The 19738-nt window shown below is 72.3% G+C and carries 15 protein-coding genes and 15 pseudogenes; 10 read left to right on the top strand and 20 right to left on the bottom strand.

From position 1 onward, the window contains the following. Positions 1–7: 7 nt before the first annotated feature. From FF86_RS19915 to FF86_RS19935, 6 genes and pseudogenes are all read left to right on the top strand, one after another. Positions 8–941, top strand: a 934-nt coding sequence (locus FF86_RS19915) for an ABC transporter ATP-binding protein (protein WP_242419115.1), incomplete at its 3' end; no start/stop codon positions are given. Positions 942–1134: 193 nt separating this feature from the next. Continuing rightward, positions 1135–1956: an ABC transporter permease gene (locus FF86_RS19920; RefSeq protein ID WP_044886274.1), complete on the top strand. Its 822-nt coding sequence runs from the start codon at positions 1135–1137 to the stop codon at positions 1954–1956. 232 nt (positions 1957–2188) lie between these two features. After that, positions 2189–2488, top strand: a pseudogene (locus FF86_RS52975) (molecular chaperone DnaJ); the annotation flags it as partial. A gap of 495 nt (positions 2489–2983) precedes the next feature. Next, a complete protein-coding gene (locus tag FF86_RS52980) occupies positions 2984–3187 on the top strand; it encodes a CD225/dispanin family protein (RefSeq protein WP_242419128.1) in 204 nt (67 codons plus the stop codon). Positions 3188–3312: 125 nt separating this feature from the next. Further along, positions 3313–3972: a molybdopterin-dependent oxidoreductase gene (locus FF86_RS19930; RefSeq protein ID WP_173667312.1), complete on the top strand. Its 660-nt coding sequence runs from the start codon at positions 3313–3315 to the stop codon at positions 3970–3972. Further along, positions 3959–4666 (top strand): cytochrome b/b6 domain-containing protein, encoded by a 708-nt coding sequence (locus FF86_RS19935; RefSeq protein WP_044886271.1) that lies wholly within the window; start codon positions 3959–3961, stop codon positions 4664–4666. Before FF86_RS19930 ends, FF86_RS19935 begins: the two co-directional genes overlap by 14 nt. A gap of 30 nt (positions 4667–4696) precedes the next feature. Here FF86_RS19935 and FF86_RS19940 read toward each other — a convergent pair whose 3' ends face one another. The 3 genes and pseudogenes from FF86_RS19940 to FF86_RS62820 form a co-directional block, all read right to left on the bottom strand. Continuing rightward, a complete protein-coding gene (locus FF86_RS19940) occupies positions 4697–5179 on the bottom strand; it encodes a CD225/dispanin family protein (RefSeq protein WP_044886270.1) in 483 nt (160 codons plus the stop codon). Positions 5180–5191: 12 nt separating this feature from the next. Continuing rightward, positions 5192–5373, bottom strand: a 182-nt coding sequence (locus tag FF86_RS52985; RefSeq protein WP_242419116.1) for a CD225/dispanin family protein, incomplete at its 5' end; no start/stop codon positions are given. Position 5374: 1 nt separating this feature from the next. Next, positions 5375–5470 (bottom strand): annotated as a pseudogene (locus FF86_RS62820) (CD225/dispanin family protein); the annotation flags it as partial. A gap of 1010 nt (positions 5471–6480) precedes the next feature. On the opposite strand from FF86_RS62820, the gene FF86_RS19950 reads away from it, so the two are divergent. Beyond that, positions 6481–7821 (top strand): glycoside hydrolase family 26 protein, encoded by a 1341-nt coding sequence (locus FF86_RS19950; RefSeq protein WP_044886268.1) that lies wholly within the window; start codon positions 6481–6483, stop codon positions 7819–7821. Positions 7822–7837: 16 nt separating this feature from the next. Here FF86_RS19950 and FF86_RS19955 read toward each other — a convergent pair whose 3' ends face one another. The 3 genes and pseudogenes from FF86_RS19955 to FF86_RS67195 form a co-directional block, all read right to left on the bottom strand. Further along, on the bottom strand, positions 7838–8317 hold the full coding sequence (locus FF86_RS19955; RefSeq protein WP_044886267.1) for an NUDIX hydrolase: 480 nt from the start codon (positions 8315–8317) through the stop codon (positions 7838–7840). Positions 8318–8402: 85 nt separating this feature from the next. Then, positions 8403–8639: pseudogene (locus FF86_RS67190) on the bottom strand (hypothetical protein); the annotation flags it as partial. Between the two features lies 1 nt (position 8640). After that, positions 8641–9020, bottom strand: a pseudogene (locus FF86_RS67195) (TetR/AcrR family transcriptional regulator); the annotation flags it as partial. A gap of 89 nt (positions 9021–9109) precedes the next feature. Here FF86_RS67195 and FF86_RS19965 point away from each other — a divergent pair. Both FF86_RS19965 and FF86_RS52995 read left to right on the top strand, forming a co-directional pair. Further along, on the top strand, positions 9110–9824 hold a 715-nt coding region (locus FF86_RS19965), incomplete at its 3' end, for an NADP-dependent oxidoreductase (protein WP_396229957.1). Position 9825: 1 nt separating this feature from the next. Beyond that, positions 9826–10120: pseudogene (locus FF86_RS52995) on the top strand (zinc-binding dehydrogenase); the annotation flags it as partial. Between the two features lie 82 nt (positions 10121–10202). Here the strand turns inward: FF86_RS52995 and FF86_RS53000 are convergent. The 13 genes and pseudogenes from FF86_RS53000 to FF86_RS62835 all read right to left on the bottom strand — a co-directional run. Continuing rightward, positions 10203–10559: pseudogene (locus FF86_RS53000) on the bottom strand (TIGR03085 family protein); the annotation flags it as partial. 1 nt (position 10560) lies between these two features. After that, positions 10561–10862, bottom strand: a pseudogene (locus FF86_RS53005) (maleylpyruvate isomerase family mycothiol-dependent enzyme); the annotation flags it as partial. Positions 10863–11101: 239 nt separating this feature from the next. Beyond that, positions 11102–11482 (bottom strand): response regulator (locus FF86_RS19975; protein ID WP_242419117.1); only part of this gene is annotated, 381 nt, incomplete at its 5' end. A gap of 1 nt (position 11483) precedes the next feature. After that, positions 11484–11542: pseudogene (locus tag FF86_RS62825) on the bottom strand (response regulator); the annotation flags it as partial. Further along, positions 11539–11930 (bottom strand): ATP-binding protein (locus tag FF86_RS53010; protein WP_242419118.1); only part of this gene is annotated, 392 nt, incomplete at its 5' end. The gene FF86_RS53010 and the pseudogene FF86_RS62825, both read right to left, overlap by 4 nt. 1 nt (position 11931) lies before the next feature. Beyond that, positions 11932–12051, bottom strand: a pseudogene (locus tag FF86_RS64245) (hypothetical protein); the annotation flags it as partial. A gap of 91 nt (positions 12052–12142) precedes the next feature. Then, positions 12143–13196, bottom strand: a pseudogene (locus FF86_RS53020) (CHASE3 domain-containing protein); the annotation flags it as partial. Positions 13197–13286: 90 nt separating this feature from the next. Beyond that, the coding region (locus FF86_RS53025) for a SpoIIE family protein phosphatase (RefSeq protein ID WP_242419119.1) at positions 13287–13632 on the bottom strand (346 nt) is incomplete at its 5' end. A gap of 1 nt (position 13633) precedes the next feature. Continuing rightward, a pseudogene (locus FF86_RS19985) lies at positions 13634–14525 on the bottom strand (PP2C family protein-serine/threonine phosphatase); the annotation flags it as partial. A gap of 191 nt (positions 14526–14716) precedes the next feature. Then, the coding region (locus tag FF86_RS19990; RefSeq protein ID WP_242419120.1) for a hemerythrin domain-containing protein at positions 14717–15421 on the bottom strand (705 nt) is incomplete at its 5' end. Position 15422: 1 nt separating this feature from the next. Then, positions 15423–15499: pseudogene (locus tag FF86_RS62830) on the bottom strand (hypothetical protein); the annotation flags it as partial. Positions 15500–16155: 656 nt separating this feature from the next. Then, positions 16156–17702: pseudogene (locus tag FF86_RS20000) on the bottom strand (DUF4139 domain-containing protein); the annotation flags it as partial. Position 17703: 1 nt separating this feature from the next. Continuing rightward, positions 17704–17778 (bottom strand): annotated as a pseudogene (locus FF86_RS62835) (hypothetical protein); the annotation flags it as partial. 390 nt (positions 17779–18168) lie between these two features. Here FF86_RS62835 and corA point away from each other — a divergent pair. Continuing rightward, positions 18169–19404 carry a magnesium/cobalt transporter CorA gene (gene corA, locus FF86_RS20005; RefSeq protein WP_082122012.1) on the top strand — a complete coding sequence of 412 codons (1236 nt, stop codon included), beginning with the start codon at positions 18169–18171 and terminating at the stop codon, positions 19402–19404. Between the two features lie 94 nt (positions 19405–19498). Here the strand turns inward: corA and FF86_RS20010 are convergent. Then, positions 19499–19738 (bottom strand): annotated as a pseudogene (locus FF86_RS20010) (transposase); the annotation flags it as partial.

Here is a 19738-nt window from a genome sequence, read left to right on the forward strand (position 1 = left end):
GATCGGCATGACGACAACCACAGGCCGGCGCACCGCGGCGGCCGACCCGCACGTTCCGATCGAGGTCCCCGTCCACCGGCCCGGCGGGGCCCTGGGCGAAGCGAACCCGGATCGCCGTCTCGCCATCGACGTCCGCGGCCTGACGAAACGGTACGGCCGGCGCACCGTGGTCAGCGGACTGGACATCGCCGTTCCCGAAGGGGTCGTCGCCGGCTTCGTCGGGCCCAACGGCGCCGGCAAGACCACGACGCTGCGGATGCTGCTCGGCCTGGTCCGCCCCAGCGGCGGGCGGGGCACCGTGCTCGGGCGGCCGCTGCACACGCCCGCCGCCTACCTGCCCCGGGTGGGCGCGCTGATCGAGAGTCCAGCGCTGTACCCGGCGCTGTCCGGGGCTCGCAACCTCACCGCGCTCGCCGTACTCGGCGGCCAGGATCCCGCCCGGGTGAACGGCATCCTCGACGAGGTGGGCCTGGCCGGCCGCGGCGGCGACCGGGTCCGGTCCTACTCGCTGGGCATGAAGCAACGGCTCGCCATCGGCGCCGCCCTGCTCGCCGACCCGGACCTGCTGATCCTCGACGAGCCGACGAACGGCCTGGACCCCACCGGCATCCGCCAGATGCGCGAGCTCATCCGCACGCTGGCGGAGGCCCCGTCCGGTGCGCCCGCCGCGTCCGGCGGCCCGAGACGCACCCGCACGGTACTGATCTCCTCGCACCTGCTCGCCGAGGTGGAGCAGATCTGCGACTGGCTGATCGTCGTCGAGGGCGGCCGGCTGGCGTACCAGGGCCCGACCGAGAGCCTGATGGCCACCCGCGCGCACGACGTCGTGCTGCGCCCCGAACACGACGAGGACGTCGCGCTGGTCGCGGACCTGCTCGCCGGCCTGTCCGTGCCGGCGGTCCGCCGGGTCCACGACGTCGTCGCCAGCCTGAGCATGGCGCNGGACTCCCGGGAGCACGCTCGCCTGCTCGCCGNCATCAACCGGGCCGCCGCGGACCGTGGCATCACCCTCATCGAGATCTCGCCGCGCCGACCCAGCCTGGAGGACCGCTACCAGAGCCTGGTCGCGCAGTCCCGCGCCGACGCCGCCGTCCTGCCGCCCACGCCCGTCACGACCGACCCGGAGATCTCGCGATGAACCTCGTCCTGGCAGCCCGACGTTCCTTCCACGCCGAGCTCATCAAGCTGTGGCGGCCGAGCACCGCCGTCGCGATGGCGATTCTCGCCGTCCTCAGCGTGCTGTCCACCGCTCTGCTTTTCGGCCTGGCCGATGCCGGCGAACCCGGTGCCGCCGGCGCCGGCGGCTCGGGAGGCTTCGACGTCACCACCGGACAGGTGTCGACGGCGGGCGGAATGGCTCTCGGCCTCACCAGCAGCAGCACCTTCACCGGGCTGCTGGTCTTCCTCGTCTTCGCGATCACCATCACCCTCGAGTACAGCCAGGGAACACTGCGGACGCTGTTCCTGCGCGAACCCCGCCGGCTGGGCTGGCTGGCCGGTCGGATGTCGCTGACGCTGGCCCTGACCGCGGTGGCGTTGATCTGCGCGGTCGTCCTGAGCGTGGGCGTCGGGTACGTCGTCGCGACGCTGCGCGGGATCGACACGTCCGCCTGGTGGAGCGCCGACGGTGTCCGGCATCTCGCCTCGGGTTACCTCAACGCGCTGGTCGCCGCCGCCTTCTTCGGGGTGGCCGGCACGGCGCTCGGGCTCGTGCTGCGCTCGACCGCGCTCACCCTGGCGGTCGGGGTCGCCTGGACGTTCCCGATCGAGCACATCATCCAGGAGTCGTGGGGCGCATCGAATCGGGTGTTGCCCGGCCTCGTGTTCGACGCGATCGGCCAGGGCGGCGTCAGCGAAGCCGGCTACGGGACGGCGCTGCTCGTCGGGACGGCCTACGCGCTCGGGGCTGCCCTGCTGGGCGCGATCACCCTGTCGCGCCGGGATGTCACCGCCTGATCACACATATGCAATGAGAGCAGACGGCGGGCCAGACAAAGCCTATAATAACCACCTAACGTGCCCGGCCGACGACGACAGGGGATCGGATGGCGCCTCCGACACGGCAGCGGCGCTCCGCCGGCTGCGATCGCCCTGCCCGGTGAGCCCCTTCGACCGGCTCCTGCGCGAACTCGACGGGACCGACGCCTACGCCGTCCTCGGTGTGAGNCGCTCCGCCGATCGCGCCGAGATCCGCCGCGCCTACCGGGCCCGGGTGCGCGCCCATCACCCGGACAACCCGAGCAGCCGGCATCCCGGTTCGATCCGCGCGATGCAGCTCATCGTCGCATCGCACGAGCTGCTCGAGAAGTGGCGAGGCGACTACGACGCCCGCACCGGCCGCCCCGGCCGCCCGCACCGGGACGCACGCGCCACCCCGCGGCCCGCATCCACCCGACCAGCCGCATCGGACCCACCAGCCGCATCGACCTCGCCAGCCGCGGACGTCCGGGCCCGGCGCTCCACCCACCGGGTCGCGGGCGGCGGGGACNCCACCGGCCACCATTTCTTCTCCAGCGGCCACCACTATTCGACCGGCTACCCGACGAGCCGGTCCCAGGGGCCGGGCACCCATCCCCACCGCCGGGCAGCCTGGTCGGCGTATCCGCCGGTTCGGCCGGCCAGCGCAGCCGCCACCCCCACGGGCTCCGTTCTCCGCACCGGTTCCGGCATCCGCTCCGATTCCGGCACCGCCTCCGCCTCCGGCCCCGGCACCGACTTCGACCTCCGCATCGGCTTCGGCCTCCGCACCGAGAGCAGTGCCCGAGGCACGAGCGGTACCCGAGGCGCGAGCAGTACCCGAGGCGGGAACGGCGTCCAGTCCGAGGGCGGGCCCCGGGGCGGGCCGGATCCGCGACCCGATCCGCGGGATCCCCGGGTCTGGCCGCCGGCCCGCACGCGGGCGAGCGGCGGGGATCGGCTGCCGCAGCGGCGGGCGCCCAGCCACCGGGCCGTGCGGGTCCGCAACCACCTCGGACTGTCCATCGTGGCGACCATCCTGTGCGCGCCGGTCGGGGCGTTCGGGCTGGTGTACTCGCTGCGGACCAGCGACCGGCTCGCCCGGGGCGACGTGGCCGGGGCGCGGCTGGCCTCCCGGCGCTGCCGTGCCTGGTGCCTGGCCGCGACCGCCGCCGGCGTCGTCCTGCTGAGCGTCCTGGCCGCCGTCGGGGGTCGCAACGGCCCGGGCTGACGGCGGCCCGGGGCTTACGGAACGCTGTCGATCTCGGGCGCGGCGGCCGGCCGGGCCGGTGGCGGTGTTCACTGGATGGTGTGGCATCCGATGGCTCGCCGGTGGGACGACGGGTCGTCCTCAGCATGATCACCCTCGGTGCCGCGGGGGTCGTGTTCGGAGCGCCGGTGGAGCGTGCCGTCGAGCGGGTGGTCACCCCGATCCGGGAGAAGGACCCGACGGGGCTGTCCGACTTCGTGCCCATCGGGGGCTTCCGCTACTACACAGTGACCTCCAGCGTCCCCAGGCTCGGCCCGGACGACTACCGGCTGCGCGTGCACGGCCTGGTCGATCGGCCGCTGACGCTGACGCTGGCCGACCTCGGCCGGATGCGGCAGACGACCCTCGTGCGCGATTTCCAGTGCGTGACGGGCTGGCGGGTCGGGGCGGTGCACTGGTCGGGCGTGCTGCTGCGCGACCTGCTCGCGGCGGCCGGCGCCCAGCCCGCCGCCACCGCGCTGACCTTCCGGTCCTTCGACGGCCTCTACACCGAGAGCCTCACCCTCGACCAGGCCACCCGACCGGACGTCCTGGTCGCCCTGACCATGCTCGGCGCGCCGGTGACACACGACCACGGCGGGCCCGTCCGGCTGTACGTGGCGCCGATGTACGGCTACAAGTCGATCAAATGGCTGGGCGAGATCGAGGTGGTCGACGCGGTCACTCCGGGCTACTGGGAACGCCAGGGGTACGACGTCGACGGCTGGGTCGGCCGGTCGAACGGTCGGGCCGATGAAGCCGTCTGACCCGCCGCCGGCGCCCGCCGACCTGCCCGCGCCCGCGGCGGGCCTGGTCCGCCGGTTCGGCCGGGTGCCCCGGTGGGTGCACTGGTGGACGGCGGCCCTGATGGGCTGCTGCCTGCTCACCGGCGCCACGCTCTACCTACCGCCGCTGGCCCGCCTGGTCGGTCGCCGCCCGCTCGTCGAGACCGTTCACCTCTACGCCGGGCTCGCCCTGCCGGTGCCCATGCTCGCCGCCGCCGCCTCGGCCGGCTACCGCCGCGACCTGCGGGCGCTCAACCGGTTCACCGCGGCCGACCGCGCCTGGCTGCGTGCCAGCCTGCGGTTCGGCTCCTGGCGGCGGGCCGCCGCCCGGGCCCGGATCGCGGCCGGCGTCGGGAAGTTCAACGCCGGGCAGAAGCTGTTCGCCGCCTTCGTCGCGGGGGGCGCCCTCGTGATGCTGGGCACCGGCGTGATCATGAAGTGGGGGGCCGGGCCGCTGGGCCCGATTCCGGTCGGCTACCGCACCGGCGCCACGTTCGTGCACGATCTGCTCGCCTACGGCCTGTTCTTCGGAGTCGTCGGGCACCTGTGGATGGCGGCCCACGACCCGGTGGCACTGGTCGGGATGCGCACCGGCACGGTGCCCGTCTGGTGGGCCGCCCGGGAGCATCCCGCCTGGTCGCCGGGGGCGGCCGTCCCGCCCCGCCCGCCCCGGTGAGCGAGACCACGGACCGGGACGGCGGCAAGATCAGTTGTTGCGCGACACGATCGCCACGGTGATCACGATGGCGACGACGTACACCAGCAGGACCACCACAAAGGCGATGAGCGAGATGATGCACCAGCGCCTGGCCCGGCCCGACGCCTCCCGGGCACCCGCGAGATTGCCGGTCTGCAGCCGGGTCTGGGTCTGGGTGGCGTAGACGATCGCCACGATCCCCGTGGGCAGGCAGCACAGCAGCGTCGCGACGAGCGACTGCCACAGGTAGGTCCGGATGGGCCGGTCCGCGGCGGGCGTCGCGACGGCGCCGCCCGGCTCCGGCTGCGGCCAGCCGCCTGGCTGACCGGACCCGTCCGGCCAGCCGGTGGTCCCGGGACTGTCGGCGTAGCGGGGGTGTCCGGGATCGCCGGAGTCGCCGGGATCGCCGGGGTCGCCGACGGGCTGGTTCCACGCCGAGGACGGGCCGACGCCGGAGGGATCCGGACGTTCACCACCGGGCGGACTGGACACCGCGAAGTGCCCTCAGACCGCGGCCGGCCCGAGCGTCGAGTACGACGTGCTCGAGCTGCTGTCGAAACCGCCGACCAGGGCCACGATGAGAAAGATGACGAACGACGCCACACCGGCGAGCACCGAGATGATGCACCACATCCGCGCCTTCTTCGAGGCGTCGAGCGCCCCGTTGACGTCGCCCATCTGCCGGCNACCGTCGACCTTGGTCGCATAGACGATCGCCACGACCCCTGCAGGCAGGCAGCACAGAATGGTCACGGCGATCGACTGCCAGAGGTAGTTCGAGATCGGCCGGCCATACGGCGGCGGCGGGCCGAATCCGCCGGGGCCGCCGTAACCCCCGGGAGCCCCATAGCCGGGCGGCGCTCCGTAGCCCTCCGGGCCGCCGAAGCCCTGCGGCGCCCCGTACCCACCGGGCGGCGGTCCGTAGCCAGGCGCCGGAGCCCCGTAGCCGCCCTGCTCGTAGCCGCCCTGGCCCTGACCGTAGCCACCCGGACCCTGGCCACCCTGGCCGTAGCCGCCCTGCTCGTAGCCGCCCTGCTCGTAGCCGCCCTGGCCCTGGCCGTAGCCACCCGGACCCGGACCCTGGCCGTAGCCGCCCTGGCCCTGNCCACCCTGGCCGTAGCCGCCTTGGCCCTGGGGGTGGCCACCCTGGTCGTGACCGCCCTGCGGGTACCCGCCCGGCGGGTACTCGGGTGGCTGGGACATACGGTGNGCTCCTGATGTCGGCGGGGCGTCCAGGCCGAAGCCCGGCCGCCGCCGCGCCTGGCTGGCATGACCACCGGGGCACCAAACCAGGAGCCGCCGACGCGCGCCGGCCATGACTCCCGATCCCTGCGGAATCCGTGGGTCACCGACGTGAACCACCACGGCGCCCCAGTCCGCGCGCACATTGTGACACAACCGGAACCTCTGCCCACCATACGTTCCACACCACGCGGCGCGATCGGAACGACCCGGGCACCGGACCGCCGGACCAGCGGACAGCCGGGGGTCCCCGAGCGGCCACCGGACCCATCAAACCCACGGCTCACACAAGGCACACACATGGCTCGAGAGCCACCAGTGCGGACGAATCACCCATAGCGNCCGAGCTGGGACAACGCCTCGAATTCCGTCCGTGTAGGGTCTCGTCGTATCTAACTAGGCAGCCAGTCGGGGCACCGAGGGGGTAACCCGGCAGCCGATCCATACATCTCAGGCCGCTGCGCGACACGGAGGTCATCAGCTTCGACGCCGAAGCAGGGACCCGGGGGGGTTCTGACGACGCCACCGCCACGCACGGAGGGATACCCGCGGTGAAACACCGATCGGAGGGCAACCCCAGCCCGCCCAGAGCCCGAGCCGGCTCCCGACGTCGACGCCGCCGCCCACACCATCCCGCCTGGATCGCCTCACTCGGCGTCCTGGCCCTGCTGGCGGCCGCCCTCGGCTGGAACATCGCCCCCGCACACGACTCGGCCGGCGAGAACGGCTCCACCACCGTCGAGGCCGCCGCCGTCCACGTGAACTCGCGCCATCGCGGCGGCGACCCGAAGGCGACGCCCAGCGCGTCGGCGCGGCCGAGCGGCACGGGCCGCAGTCACGTCACGGCCGCATCGCCGTCGTCTCCCAGCCAATCGGCCGCGGGCGCGCCGACCGGCACGACCGCCGCGAAGCCGGCGGTACCGGCCCTCACCAAGCCGACGATCCCGACCACGCAGCCAACGACGAAGCCACCGGCCGCCCAGGTACCCGTCGTGCCCGTCGGCGGCGGGGGCGGCTCCGTGCCCGGCGGCATGAGCGGCGTCTCCGCCGGCTCGATGACCCAGGTGCGAGCGTGGGAGAGCTTCCGCGGCTCGTCCGTCAACGCCGTGCTCACCTTCGCCGACCGGTCGAGCTGGCAGACCATCACCAACCCCTGGGTCGGCAGCGGGCCGGAGAAGTTCTCGACGTTCAACGGCACCTGGGTCATCTCGCAGCCCTTCTTCCCGACCGGCGGCGGCGACATGAACTCGTGCGCGAGCGGCGCCTACTCCGGCCACTGGGCCGACTTCGGCCGCTGGCTGGTCGGCAAGGGCCGCCCGGCGAGCATCATCCGGCTCGCCTGGGAGTTCAACGGCAACTGGTTCCCCTGGTCGGTGTCCAAGACGAGCGCCACCACGTGGGTGAACTGCTTCCGGCAGGTCGTCGGCGCGATCCGCTCGACGGACCCGCAGGCCCGGATCGACTGGGCGCTCAACGCCCACAGCGGCGGTGCCTGGTCGGTGTACCCGGGTGACCAGTACGTCGACATCATCGGCATCGACAGCTACGACCAGTGGCCGGCGAGCACCACCGACGCGGCCTTCGCCCAGCAGTGCGCCGACCCGACCGGCCTGTGCTCGGTGATCGCGTTCGCGCGGGTGCACGGCAAGCAGTTCTCGGTCCCCGAGTGGGGGCTGGTCTCCAAGTCCGACACGGGCGCGGGCCGGGCCGGGCAGGCCGGCGGGGACAACCCCGTCTACATCCGCAACATGTACCAGACGTTCGCCGCGAACCGGGACGTGCTCGCCTACGAGACGTACTTCAACAACTCCGAGGCCGGCAACGTGCACTCGTCCCTGGTCGGCCCGAACGAGAACCCGAGCGCCGCCGCCACCTACGCCTCGCTGTGGTGAACCGCGTGGCGGGGCGTCACAGTCGGATCGGCGCCGCCGGCGGTCCCGAGCGCAGCCAACCCTCGACGAGGCCGACCAGGCGCGTCGGATACACGGTCTGCTCCGTCGCCCGCAGCTCGGGCACGGTCCACCAGGCCCAGCCGAGGAGCGACCCGCGTTCGGTCTCCGTCCAGGACGACGGGTCGAGTTCGAGGCGGTGTGGGACCCGCGCGACGTAGAACGTGTCGAACTGCTGGAACGTGCGGCCCAGGAAGGTGAACGACGCCCGGCGGGTGGCGACCGCCGGGCCCGGGTCGGCCAGGCGGTAACCGACCTCCTCGAACACCTCCCGGACCGCGGCCTGCTCGGTGCTCTCCCCCTCGTCAAGGCCGCCGCCGGGCACATGCCACCACTGCGGGGCGTCGTCGAGGGTCGGATCGTGCGACCTGAGCAGGAGCACCGCGTCGGAAGGGTCGACAAGCACGACCCGCGCGGCCAGGCGAATCTGCAGGGCCATCCCACCAGCCTCGCAGCCCGGGTNGTCCCCACCGGCACCCAACCGTCGCGATGTGGCGGGAATCGCGGCCGTCCCACGGCCAGGTTCACCTGTCCGCGTGCTCGACAACGTCAGCGGCGGGCCCGCGGGCGGCATTCCCCCCGACATCGCTGCTCGCTCGATCCGTCAGGATCGCGCTCGCGACAACACCGACGAGATGATCGGCGCGTGGCGCGAGCGAGGGTTGGTCGCCGAGCCAGGCGAGCGCCCCGGCCAGCGCAAACAGGTCAGTGCCATCGATGTCGGTCCGCGCCATGCCCTCGGCCTGAGCTCGGATGAGCAGNCGCGTGCCTGCCGCGCGCATCGTGACGCACGAAGCATGGAGTGCGGACTGCGCGTCCGCGATGGCGGCCATCATCGACGCCACAACGCCGCGATAGGTGTGCGCGCACGCGACGAAGTCGCGTAGCCACGACACGAGAGCATCCTCGGGCGAGCCCGACGTCTCGAGGTCGCCCGCCCTTGCCGTCAGCTCGTCGAAGCCGGTGCGGAGCAAGGCCTCGAGCAACGCCTCTCGCGTCGGGAAGTGACGGTACAGCGTGCCGAGCCCGACGCCAGCCTTGCGGGCGATGTCGCGCAGCGATGCGTCGGCGCCTTGCTCGGTCACGACGGCGCGCGCGACGGCGAGTAGGTGGTCGTAGTTCTTCCTGGCGTCGGCTCGCATAGTGCCCACCTTGACAATCGGAGCAGTGCTCCATATATTCGGAGCAGTGCTCCGATAAGTGTACCCAGCTGCGCTGAACAGGGGAAGCGATGCCGACGAGCACGATGAAGGCGATTCGGCTGCACGAGCACGGTGGTCCCGAGGTGCTGCGTTACGACGAGGTGCCGATTCCCGCGCCGAAGCCGGGCGAGGTGCTCGTTCGCGTGCACGCGGTCGGCGTCAACCCCCCCGACTGGTACGTGCGCGAAGGAATGCCCAACGTGCCTCCTGAGATAAGGCCGCCTTTGCACTTGCCCATCATTCCGGGGACGGACGTGTCGGGCGTCGTCGAGGCCGTCGCCGCGGATGTGGATGGCCTCTCCCGCGGCGATGAGGTCTTCGGCCTCCTTCGCTTTCCCAGCCTCGAGGCCAGCGCCTACGCCGAGTATGTGGCTGCGCCCGCGTCGAACTTCGCACGCAAGCCGGCTCGCATCGATCACGTGCAGGCGGCAGGGGTGCCCATGGCAGGGCTCACCGCCTGGCAGTTCCTGATCGAGCTCGGGCACGATCAGCTGTCGCCGTTTCAAGCGACGCAGCATCGCCCGATGGCACTCGGCGCCGACACGACGGTGCTCATCAACGGCGCCGCGGGCGGCGTGGGGCACTTCGCGGTGCAGCTAGCAAAATGGAAGCGTGCACGCATCATCGCGGTGGCGTCGAGTGCGCATGAGTCGTTCCTGCGCGAGCTCGGCGCCGACCAGTTCATCGACTACACCAAGAGCCGTCCCGAGGAAGTCGCGCACAACGTTGATCTCGTTCTCGATANCGTCGGCGGTCCCGACAGCAGTCGTTTCCTGCGCACGCTCAGGCGCGGCGGCGCACTGTACCCGGTGTTCTTCGGTGGCTACAACCCCGCGGAAACCGCGAAGCTGGGCGTCACGATCTCGGGCACCCAAGTGCGCTCGAACGGCTCGCAGCTCGCGGAACTCGGATCCTTGCTCGATGCGGGCACGCTGCGCGTCGCCCTGGACAGCACGTTTCCGCTTGCGGATGCTCGAGGGGCGCACGAACGAGCCGCCCGTGGGCACATCCAAGGCAAGATCGTACTCACGGTCGCGTGACCTCGTCCCGCACCGACCGCCTCGTCCGGGCGGACGCCGCTCGGCGTGTCACCAACCCGGTACAACGTTCATGGACGGCGCGCTAAAGACCTACGGGGGTGGCGCGCAGGAGCTCGACGTCGTCGTCGGCGCCGCGCAACTCGACCCGTGCGGCCTCGACCCGCCCGAACGCGTAGAGGACGAGTTCCTCCGGCGGCCCCATGATCTCCACGGTCGGCTCGCCGGCGTGCAGGGTGCGCCGGCCTGGCCGATCCGTGCGCTCGGCGACGACACCGACGCCGGCCCGGCGGAACCCGGCGAATCCGATCAGCCACAGGGCCATCCACATCGCGTCGCGGCCCGTGTCGTCCAGCGGGCGCGGCTCCCAGCCGGCGTCCGCGCGGCGGATGTCCTCGGCGTGGACGAAGAACTCGACGAAGTTCGCCGCATCGTCGATCAGNCCGACGCGGGTCGGTTGCCACCACGGCGGTCCGGCCCGGAAGGTCTCGACCAGCTCGGGATAGGGATGGGCCCGCATGGTGGCCCGCTCGGCCCGCTCGGTGATGCCGTGCAGGCTGCTGATGACCAGGCCGGGCGCGGCCCAGGGCACCCGCTCCCGGGTGACGAGGTGCGCGACCAGATCGTGGTTGGTCCACCCGGTGCAGAGGGTGGGATGACCCGGGCCGAGGTCGGTGAGCAGATCCGCGAGCGCCTGCCGCTGTGCGCGGGCGCGGCGCTGGGCGGGTTCCGGTCCGGTCGCCATGAGCCGCACTCTAGGCGACGCCGGCCGTGACGGGGCGCACCGCGACGGGCGCCGCGCACCGATTCCCCGACCTTTGCCCCGCCCGGGACCGCCCGGCACCGGCGGGAGGAGCGCCGCCCGGCAGGTCATCCACCCCGCAGTCGGCCAGCATCGGCGATGCCACCGTCGCCACCGGTGAGATGTCCCACCGGCGCCGTGCCACCCGGCGGTGCGGGCGGCGGGCGGCGGGCCAGGTGGGTCTACTGGCCGGGCAGGCGGGCGACCGTCACGAAGAAGTCGTCGATGTGGCGCACCACCGCCACGAACCGCTCGAAGTCGACGGGCTTGGTGATGTAGGCATTGGCGTGCAGGTCGTAGCTGCGCAGCACGTCCTCTTCGGCTTCGGAGGTGGTGAGCACCACCACCGGGATCCGCCGTAGCCGCTCGTCGGCCTTGACCTCGCGCAGCACTTCCCGCCCGTCGCGGCGCGGCAGATTCAGGTCGAGCAGGATCAGGTCGGGGCGGGGCGCGCCCGCGTACTCCCCCTCGCCGCGCAGGTAGGCCAGCGCCTCGACACCGTCGCTGACCACGTTGAGATGGTTGCGCAGCTTGTGATCCTCGAACGCCTCCCGGGTCATCAGNACGTCCCCGGGATCATCCTCGACGAGAAGCACCTCGACAGGAACGAGCGATTCGCTCACGATGATCCTCCGGATGGCCGTGCGCTGCTGGGGGCGGGGGCAGGGGTGGACGGTGCGGGTGCGGGCGGTTCATCCGCGGACGCCGGTGCCGCCGACGCCGCCGACGGCGGGGACAGCAGGCCGACGGCGTCGACCAGCGCGGCCGGCTCGGACATCGAGGCCGGCAGGGACCTCTTCGGCAGGGTGAACCGGAAGGTCGTGCCGTGATCCACGGTCGCGTCCAGCCAGATCCTGCCGCCGTGGAACTCGACGATCTTGCGGCACAGGGCCAGCCCGATGCCCGTGCCCTCGTACACGTCCCGGCCGTGCAGGCGCTGGAAGATCACAAAGATCTTCTCGGCGTACTCCGGGTCGATGCCGATGCCGTTGTCCGCGCAGGCGAACTCCCNCTCCTCTGCCCGCTCGACGGCGCTGACATGCACGCGCGGGACCTCGTCGCCGCGGAACTTCAGCGCGTTGCCGATCAGGTTCGTCAGCAACTGGGCGAGCAGCACCGGATCCCCCCGCACGACGGGCAGCTCGTCGGCGGTGACCTCGGCCTGCAGGCTCTCGATCGTCAGGGAGAGGGTGGTCGTGGCCCGGCCGAGGATGTCGCCGAGNGGGATGTCGACGAAGCCCTCGGTGGTCCGCCCGACCCGGGAGAAGGCGAGCAGGTCGTTGATGAGCTGCTGCATCCGCTTGGCGCCGTCGACGGCGAAGGCGATGTACTGCGTGCCCCGCTCGTCGAGCTTGTCGCCGTAGCGCCGCTCCAGCAGCTGGCAGAAGCTGGCCACCTTCCGCAGCGGCTCCTGCAGGTCGTGCGAGGCGACGTAGGCGAACTGTTCCAGGTCACGGTTGGACCGCTGCAGGACCTCGGCCTGCGTCTCCACCGCGATGCGCGCCGCCCGCGCGACCCCCAGTTCACCCAGGAGCTGCTGGCGCATCGACTCCACGTCGCTGGCCAGCGCGATCATGTCGGGCGGCCCCGCGGGTTTGACCACGTGGTCCAGCCGGCCGGAGGCCACGGTGCGCGCGTCGCCGGCCACCTGCTCGATCGGCCGGGTGACCCAGACCCGCAACGCCCGCGCGATCGCCGCCAGCAGGACGACCAGGACCAGCGCGCCGATCGCCAGGGCGAGGACGAGGAAGCGCAGCGCGTCGCCGACGTTGTCCCGGGCCGTGATCGCCTTCGTCCGCAGCGCCGACTCCAGGTCGTCGGACGCGGCGCGGACCGCGTCGAAGCGCCGCTTGCCGAGCTCTGGCGACAGCAGCGTCGCCGCCTTCGGTCCCCGGTCGCGGACAGCGGTGATGGCCGGGTCGGCGTAGTCGCGGTGCCAGGCCCGGATCCGGTCCTGGAGGGTGGTGAGCTTCCCGAGCAGGTCAGGCCGCTCGGCAAGGCGGCGTTGCAGGTCCGCAAGCTGGGCGCTCTCTTCGCGGCGGCCGTTGTCGTAGGGCTCGAGGAACTCCTCGCGGGCCTGGAGCAGGTAGCCCCGCATGCCGGTCTCCTGGTCGACCAGGCTGCTGACGAGTTGCGCGGAGCCCAGCAGGGCCGGGGCCATGATGTCGCTGCGGGTGTGGATGGCGTTGTCGAGCCGCACCAGCGACGACACGACCAGCCCGACGATGATGAGCAGGGCCGCCGCCGCGGCCGTGTAGGTCACCCCAAGCCGGCGCCNCAACCGCCAGCTTCGAGCGAACGCCAACCCGAACCGCCCGAACCGCCCGGACGGGCCGTCCGGGCCGGAAGATCCACGGGGCTTTGCCATCAGTCGGCCCCCCACATCAGCAGCAGCAGGGCGACGTCGTCGGTGAGTGGGCCGCCGTTGCGGGCCTCGACCCGGTCGATGAGGCTGTCGAGCAGGCCGTCCGGCCCGTCCGGGGGCCAGAGCCGGGCGATCTCGGGCAGCACGCCCTCCCAGCCGAGGGGCTCCCCGCCCGGCCCCTCCCGACCTTCCAGCAGGCCGTCGGTCGCCAGCAGCAGCACCCACCGCGGGCCGAGTTCGACCAGCACATCCTCGGTGAGGTCCTCGTCGAGGATGCCCAGCGCCGGCCCGACGACGTCACCGGGCAGCGCGGCAAGCCGGGGGTGCAGCAGCGCGGGCGGTGGGTGGNCGGCCAGCCGCATCCGCATCGAATCCCGGTCGGGCGCGATCGAGAGGGCACAGACGGTGGCGAAGATCTCCTCGTGTTCGCGTTCGCTGACCAGCACCCGCTGGAGATACCCGAGCCGGTCGGCCTCCGCCACCCCGGCCAGGACGAGGGTGCGCCAGGCGATGCGCAGGCTGACCCCGAGGGCGGCCTCGTCCGGGCCGTGCCCGCAGACGTCGCCGAGCAGCACGTGGACCGTCCCGTCGGGGGTGGACACCATGTCGTAGAAGTCGCCGCCGAGCAGCGACTGCTGCCGACCAGGCCGGTAGCGGGCGGCGTGGCGCAGCCGGCGGTCGTCATAGAGCGGACGGGGCAGCAGCCCCCGTTCGAGCCGGGCCCGCTCGTCCGCTTGCAGCTCCGACTCGCGCAGCGCCTGGGCCGCCGTGTCGGCGCGCTTGCGCTCGATCGCGTAGCGCACGGCACGCACCAGATCCCGCCCATCGACCTGGCCCTTGACGAGGTAGTCCTGGGCTCCGGCGGCGACCGCCTGGGCGCCCCGGTACTCGTCGACCAGACCGGTGAGCACGACCACCGGCGCGCCCGCCTCCACCGCCAGCAGCCGGCGCAGCGCCGAGAGGCCCTCGCTGTCGGGCAACCCGAGGTCCAACAGCACGCAGGCGACCTGCTCGCTACGGCGGACCGCCTCGGCCACCGTGCGCACCCGGGTTAGTTCAACCGGCGCCGCAACCTCGTCGAACAGCTCGGACACCAGGAAGGCGTCCGCGTCATCGTCCTCGACGAGGAGTATCGGCCAAACCACATCCGCCGGTTCCGTTCCTGGCACCCGGACCGCGGTGCTCTCGGTTCCTGACACATCTCCTCGGCAGTGCACGACACGCGGGCCATTTAGGCCCATCCTGGACCCGAAGCATGGCATGCCCAGGGGTGACCGCGCGCAACGGAACGCCGAACGCGCTACGCGCCACGGCCGCTACCAGAGCGAGGTTAGGACTATTTCACCATCGGGTCAGGCCAGGCGGTGCTCGATCCGCCGGAGTTCCGTGGGGACGACCACACCGGGCCCGTGATGGGCGAGCGCCGGTGGGCTCAGCGCCGCAGGCCGGACCCGCTCTCGGACCCGCTCTCGGACCCGGACTGGGACCCGGACTGGGACTGGTCGGCTGGCGGCGCGAGCTCATCCGCCGCCGGCCACTCCGGGGCGGGCGAGGTGGGCCGGCCGAGCAGGTACCAGCCCCACAGCCCGGCAGGCGCGGGGGCCCGCACCGGGGCGCCGGCCACCTCGCGCGAATCCATCACGTCGAGCAGATGGTCGAAGCTGCCGAGCAGCCGGACCGCCAGGCTGCCGCCGAAGATCCCACCGTGCCCGAGATGCGGGTGGGGTCGGGTCGGGGCGTGGCGCATGGCGTCGGCGAAGCGGTCGAGCAGGTGCCGGCGGTCCGCCTCGGAGAGCCGTTCGGTGAGCTCACGCAGCAGCTCGTCCTCTGCCTTCGCGTGCTCGGCGAGCAGCGCCGCGAGGTCTCGCCGCAGGCTGGCGACGCTGCCCGCCGGGCGATTGAGATCCCCCTGCACGTACTGCTCGATGCCGCGCATCACCGACGAGCACCGGCGGGCCAGCCGGCCCAGCTCCGCGACCCGCGCCCGGCCGCCCGGCACCCGGCGGGCCATCTCCGGGTAGACGACTGCCTCCATCGCACTGAGGTGGGCCGAGACGGCCGCCACCGCCGCGTCGCTGGCGTGCAGCGCCTGGCGCGGATCGGTGGGGGACGCGTCCGGGGGGGAGGCCGCGTCGCGNCCGTCGCGGGACAGTTCAAGGAGATGGACAGCATCCTCGTGCGCCGCGTCCACCAGGGTCGTCAACGTCTCAGCCATGATCACCTCACCCGTGATGGGTCGAAACGTAGCGGAGAGTTACTGGCACAGTGAAGCTACGCCTTCGCGACCGGGGCCGCATCCCGACGGTCCTCACGCAAGGGGACCGAGAGCATCACAAAAGGTGCCGGTCGCCCACATCGATGCCTACCGTAAGGAAGGATTCCACTACTATTGNGGACATGATTGGCAGTAATGTCCCCATGGCCCGGGACCAGGCCGTCTTCGCCGCCCGCTCGCGCCTCGTCGACGTCCGGCGTCGGTTTCTCGGCCATGACCTTCCGCCCCTGGGGGCCCTGATCATCCGCCATCAGGTGGCGGTCCCGGANGGGGCTGAATGGCCCTGGGCCCTGGTGTCCAACTGGCANCACGCGACCCTGCTGGGCGGGCGCAGCCTGAACGACGGCGCGCACCCGTCGGTGGCGCACATCCGGATGGGCCGACCCCTGCGCATCCGCAGCGCCGACGTCGTCGACTGGGCGATCATCGACGCCCGCGGCGAGATCGTCGAGGGCGCGTGGACCCGCCGGCTGCGCGCCCCGGCGGACACGACCACCTGAGCGGCATCCGCTCCGGACGGCACTGCCTCTCCGGGCAGCACTGCCTCTCCGGACGGCTCAGTCGCGCCAGCCGGTCAGCTCCATCCCGCGAGGATNCTCCAGCCGGAACGAGAACTCCACCCGCCCGGTCGCGCCCGGATCGAGCGCAAGCGTCCACGAAAGCAGGCCGACGTCGGTCCGCTCGTCCGGTTCGGGCCGTGCCTGGAAGTCCCGGACGGTGACGCTCTCGTGCCGGGAGACCGGGATCTGGTCGCGCACCACCGTCCGGACCGGCCGGGGGGTGTGGTTGGTCACCTCGATGCGGTAGCCGGCCTCGATCCGCCGGTTGCCGCCGACCACGCGGCGTCCCGTGGCGCGGTGGACCAGCTCGCGCTCGACCCGCACCCGGTCGTCGACGCCGAGATGCAGCTCGACCTCGGCCCCCGGCGGCACCGTGCCGATGGTGCCGCTGCCGGCGAAGTCCCCGCCGTGGAAGATCGAGACCTTGCCGGGCAGCAGGGTGTGCGGCGAGGTGTTGGTGATGGTGGCCCGCAGGTAGGCGTCGGGAGAGATCCTGGGAACGGTCAGATGATCGAGAGTGGCGCCGAACTCGATTACCGCGACGGTGAGGCGGTGCCGGTCGCCGTCGGCCGGGATCGCGACCTGTCGGGGCGGCCGGTACGTCGCCGACCCGGCGAAGTCGATCTCCGGTTCGTCGGCCACCGCCGTCCTCAGGACCTTCACCTGCTTCGCCTTCGACCGACCTCGGGACAGGCCCTGCGGCGGCCCACCGGCGGCGAACATCGCCGGCGTCGGGGCCGCAGCCGGCGGCGGGGGCGGCGGCGGTTGGCTCAGGTCCACGAACTGGGGGGTGAGCTCGGGCAGTTCCGCGTGCGCGGCCGGGCGGGCCGTCGAGAGCACGAGATCGGCCGTGTCCGGCCAGTCCTCGCCGCTGCGCTGGGCAATCAACGCGAACCAGGTCAACGTGACCCGCTCCCCCTCGAGGCGAGCGTCGTAGCCGGCCCGCCAGCCCGCGGTCGGGACCAGATACGTCACCTCCAGCTCGACCTCGACTCCCTCGTCGGCGGCCTTCCGGCCGGCCTTGTCGCCAGCATCGAGGTCGAGGTTCACGACGACGGTGCGGGTGTCCGGGACGCGGGGGGCCTGCCGGGCCTCGATCGTCCGGTCGAGCGCCGCGAGCCGCCGTTCGAGGTCGGCCCGGCGCTCGGCGAGGGCGCGGCGGCGGGTGTGGACCTCGCCGATCCGGGCCGCGAGCAGGTCCTCGGCGGTGGCCAACCCCTCGGCGGCAGCGGGGGTCGAGGCCCAGGACCGTGCCAGGGCGGCGGCCGCGGTGCGCGTCGCGATGTCGAGGAAGCCCCGCCGTGCCTGCTCGGCGTCATCCTCGTCGGCGATGGTGGACAGCTCGGCGGCCAGCGCGAGCCGGCGCGTGGCGAGATCCGCGCCGGCGGTGTCGGCGGGCTCCGGGTGCGTACGGGCGACCACGTCGACCCCGAGCACCCGGCCCGGTCCCCGGCCGCCGACGCGGACCGAGTCGGGCGCGAGCTCCCAGGGCAGGCCGTCCAGCTCGACCCGGACGCCCGCCCCCGCGGACCCGTCACCCACGGGAACGGGCAGTCGGACCCGGCCCCGCCGGATGATCCGGGNGCCCCGGGGGTGGATGACGACCGAGGCGATCGGCGCGTCGAGTCGCACGGGCTGCGGCAGGTCATCGCTCACCATGGCCGATCAGCCTAGTGCGCGGATGATCAGCCTGCGGACCGCCCGTCCACCCCCGCCGCGTCGCGGATCAGCCTGGTACGGCGAGGAACTCGTCAGGATCGGACACGACGCGCGTCTCGTCCTCGACCACGAGGCCGCCCACGTCGGCGAACGGGATCCCACGGCGCGCGGGCCGCCCGGCGCATCGCGGCAACGCGCGGCGACCATCGACTGTGGGCGGCCGGGTGCTCGAGCGGCCGGAGCCCCGGGCGACGGGTCACCCGAGCGCGAGGACGTAGGCACCCCGGAACGTAGGCACCCGGGAACGTAGGCACCCGGGAACGTGGCAACTCGGGAACGTGGGTAACTGGCAACGTGAGCGGCGGGAAAGCGGGCGAGGGAAAAGAGGCGATGGTGCGAGACGACGCGGCAAGCGCGGAGCCGATGCGCGCGGGACCGGGCGGTCACCCGGGCGTGCCCGGCCAGGTGGGTGGCGAGCATCCGGTGCTCGGCGCCCTGGAGGACGCTCTGGGGCAGGCGTCGGCGAACGCGCACCGGCTTGCCGGCGCGCTAAGCCGGCCGGTGTCGCTGGTCCGGGTCGGCCGCAAGCGCCGCCGGGCGCCGCGGGTCGAGCTGCCGGCGACGCCCGACGGCCGGGTGATGGCGTGCGGGGTCTACAGCCAGGGGCAGTGCGTGACGATGGACGTCGATCATTCCGACGCGCTGCGGGTGGCGCGGACCGAACGCGACGGCTTCGCCTGGCTGGGCCTGTTCGAGCCCAGTTACGACCAGCTCGCCGCCATCGCGCAGGAGTACGGCCTGGACAAGCTCGCCGTGGAGGACGCGGTCACCGGCGGCCAGCGGCCCAAGCTCGAGCAGTACGAGAACCACCTGTTCGTGGTGCTCAAGACCGCCAGCTATGTGGCGCACACCGAGGTGACGGATACCTCCGAGGTGGTCACCACCGGCGAGATCATGATCTTCCTCGGCGAGGACTTCGTGGTGACGGTGCGGCACGGCCAGCACGGGGAGATGACCAGGCTGCGGGGCCGACTCGAGGCCGCCCCGGAGATGCTCCGGCACGGGCCGACCTCGGTGCTGCATGCCATCTGCGACAGCGTCGTCGACAACTACGTCGACACCGTGGAGAAGATCCAGGTCGACGTCGACCAGATCGAGGCCGGCGTGTTCCGGCGCGACCAGATCCCGTCCACGGAAAGCGCCTACCAGTTGAAGCGCGAGCTGCTGGAGCTCAAGCACGCCGTCCAGCCGCTGGCTGGCCCGCTGCGCACGCTCACGACGGACGGCCCGCGGCTGGTCGATGCGGCGATGCGGCGGTACTTCCGGGACGTCGCCGACCATCTCGAGCAGGTCAGCGAGCGCATCGAACACTTCGACGAGCTGCTGTCGTCGGTGCTGCAGGCCACCCTGACCCAGGTGACGATCGCCCAGAACGAGGACATGCGGCGGATCAGCGCCTGGGTCGCGATCGCCGCCGTTCCCACGGCCCTGGCCGGGATCTACGGAATGAACTTCGAGCACATGCCCGAACTGCGCCAGACCTGGGGTTACCCGGCGGTCCTTGCCGTGATGGCGACGGCATGCCTGTTTCTGTACCGGTCATTCAAACGCAACGGCTGGCTCTAGTAGACCGTCGCCACTAATGTTTGGGGTATAGGTGGCGGAGTTTGGTGCNGGCGTNGGNGGTGGTGAAGTGCCAGTGGACTTGGCGCTGGTCGGNGTTGACGGCTGTCTGCCAGGCGGCGAGTTCGGTGTTGAGCACGTCGAGGTCGTCGATGCGGCGGTCGAGGCATTGGCGGGTCAGTGCGGCCAGTTCGATCTCGGCGATGTTGAGCCAGGAGCCGTGTTTGGGGGTGTGGTGGATCTCGAGGCGCCCGGCGAGAGCGAACGCGACGGCGGGGTCGAAGGCCTCGTAGAGCGAGGCGATGCCGTGGGTATTGAGGTTGTCCATGACCAGCAC

This window comes from Frankia sp. CpI1-P, assembly GCF_001421075.1.
GTDB lineage: Bacteria > Actinomycetota > Actinomycetes > Frankiales > Frankiaceae > Frankia > Frankia torreyi.

Coding starts and splice junctions, on each gene's coding strand:
- FF86_RS19930 (WP_173667312.1), top strand. CDS start 3,313: ATGATCACCCTCGGTGCCGCGGGGGTCGTGTTCGGAGCGCCGGTGGAG.
- FF86_RS19935 (WP_044886271.1), top strand. CDS start 3,959: ATGAAGCCGTCTGACCCGCCGCCGGCGCCCGCCGACCTGCCCGCGCCC.
- FF86_RS19920 (WP_044886274.1), top strand. CDS start 1,135: ATGAACCTCGTCCTGGCAGCCCGACGTTCCTTCCACGCCGAGCTCATC.
- FF86_RS19955 (WP_044886267.1), bottom strand. CDS start 8,317: ATGGCCCTGCAGATTCGCCTGGCCGCGCGGGTCGTGCTTGTCGACCCT.
- corA (WP_082122012.1), top strand. CDS start 18,169: ATGGTGCGAGACGACGCGGCAAGCGCGGAGCCGATGCGCGCGGGACCG.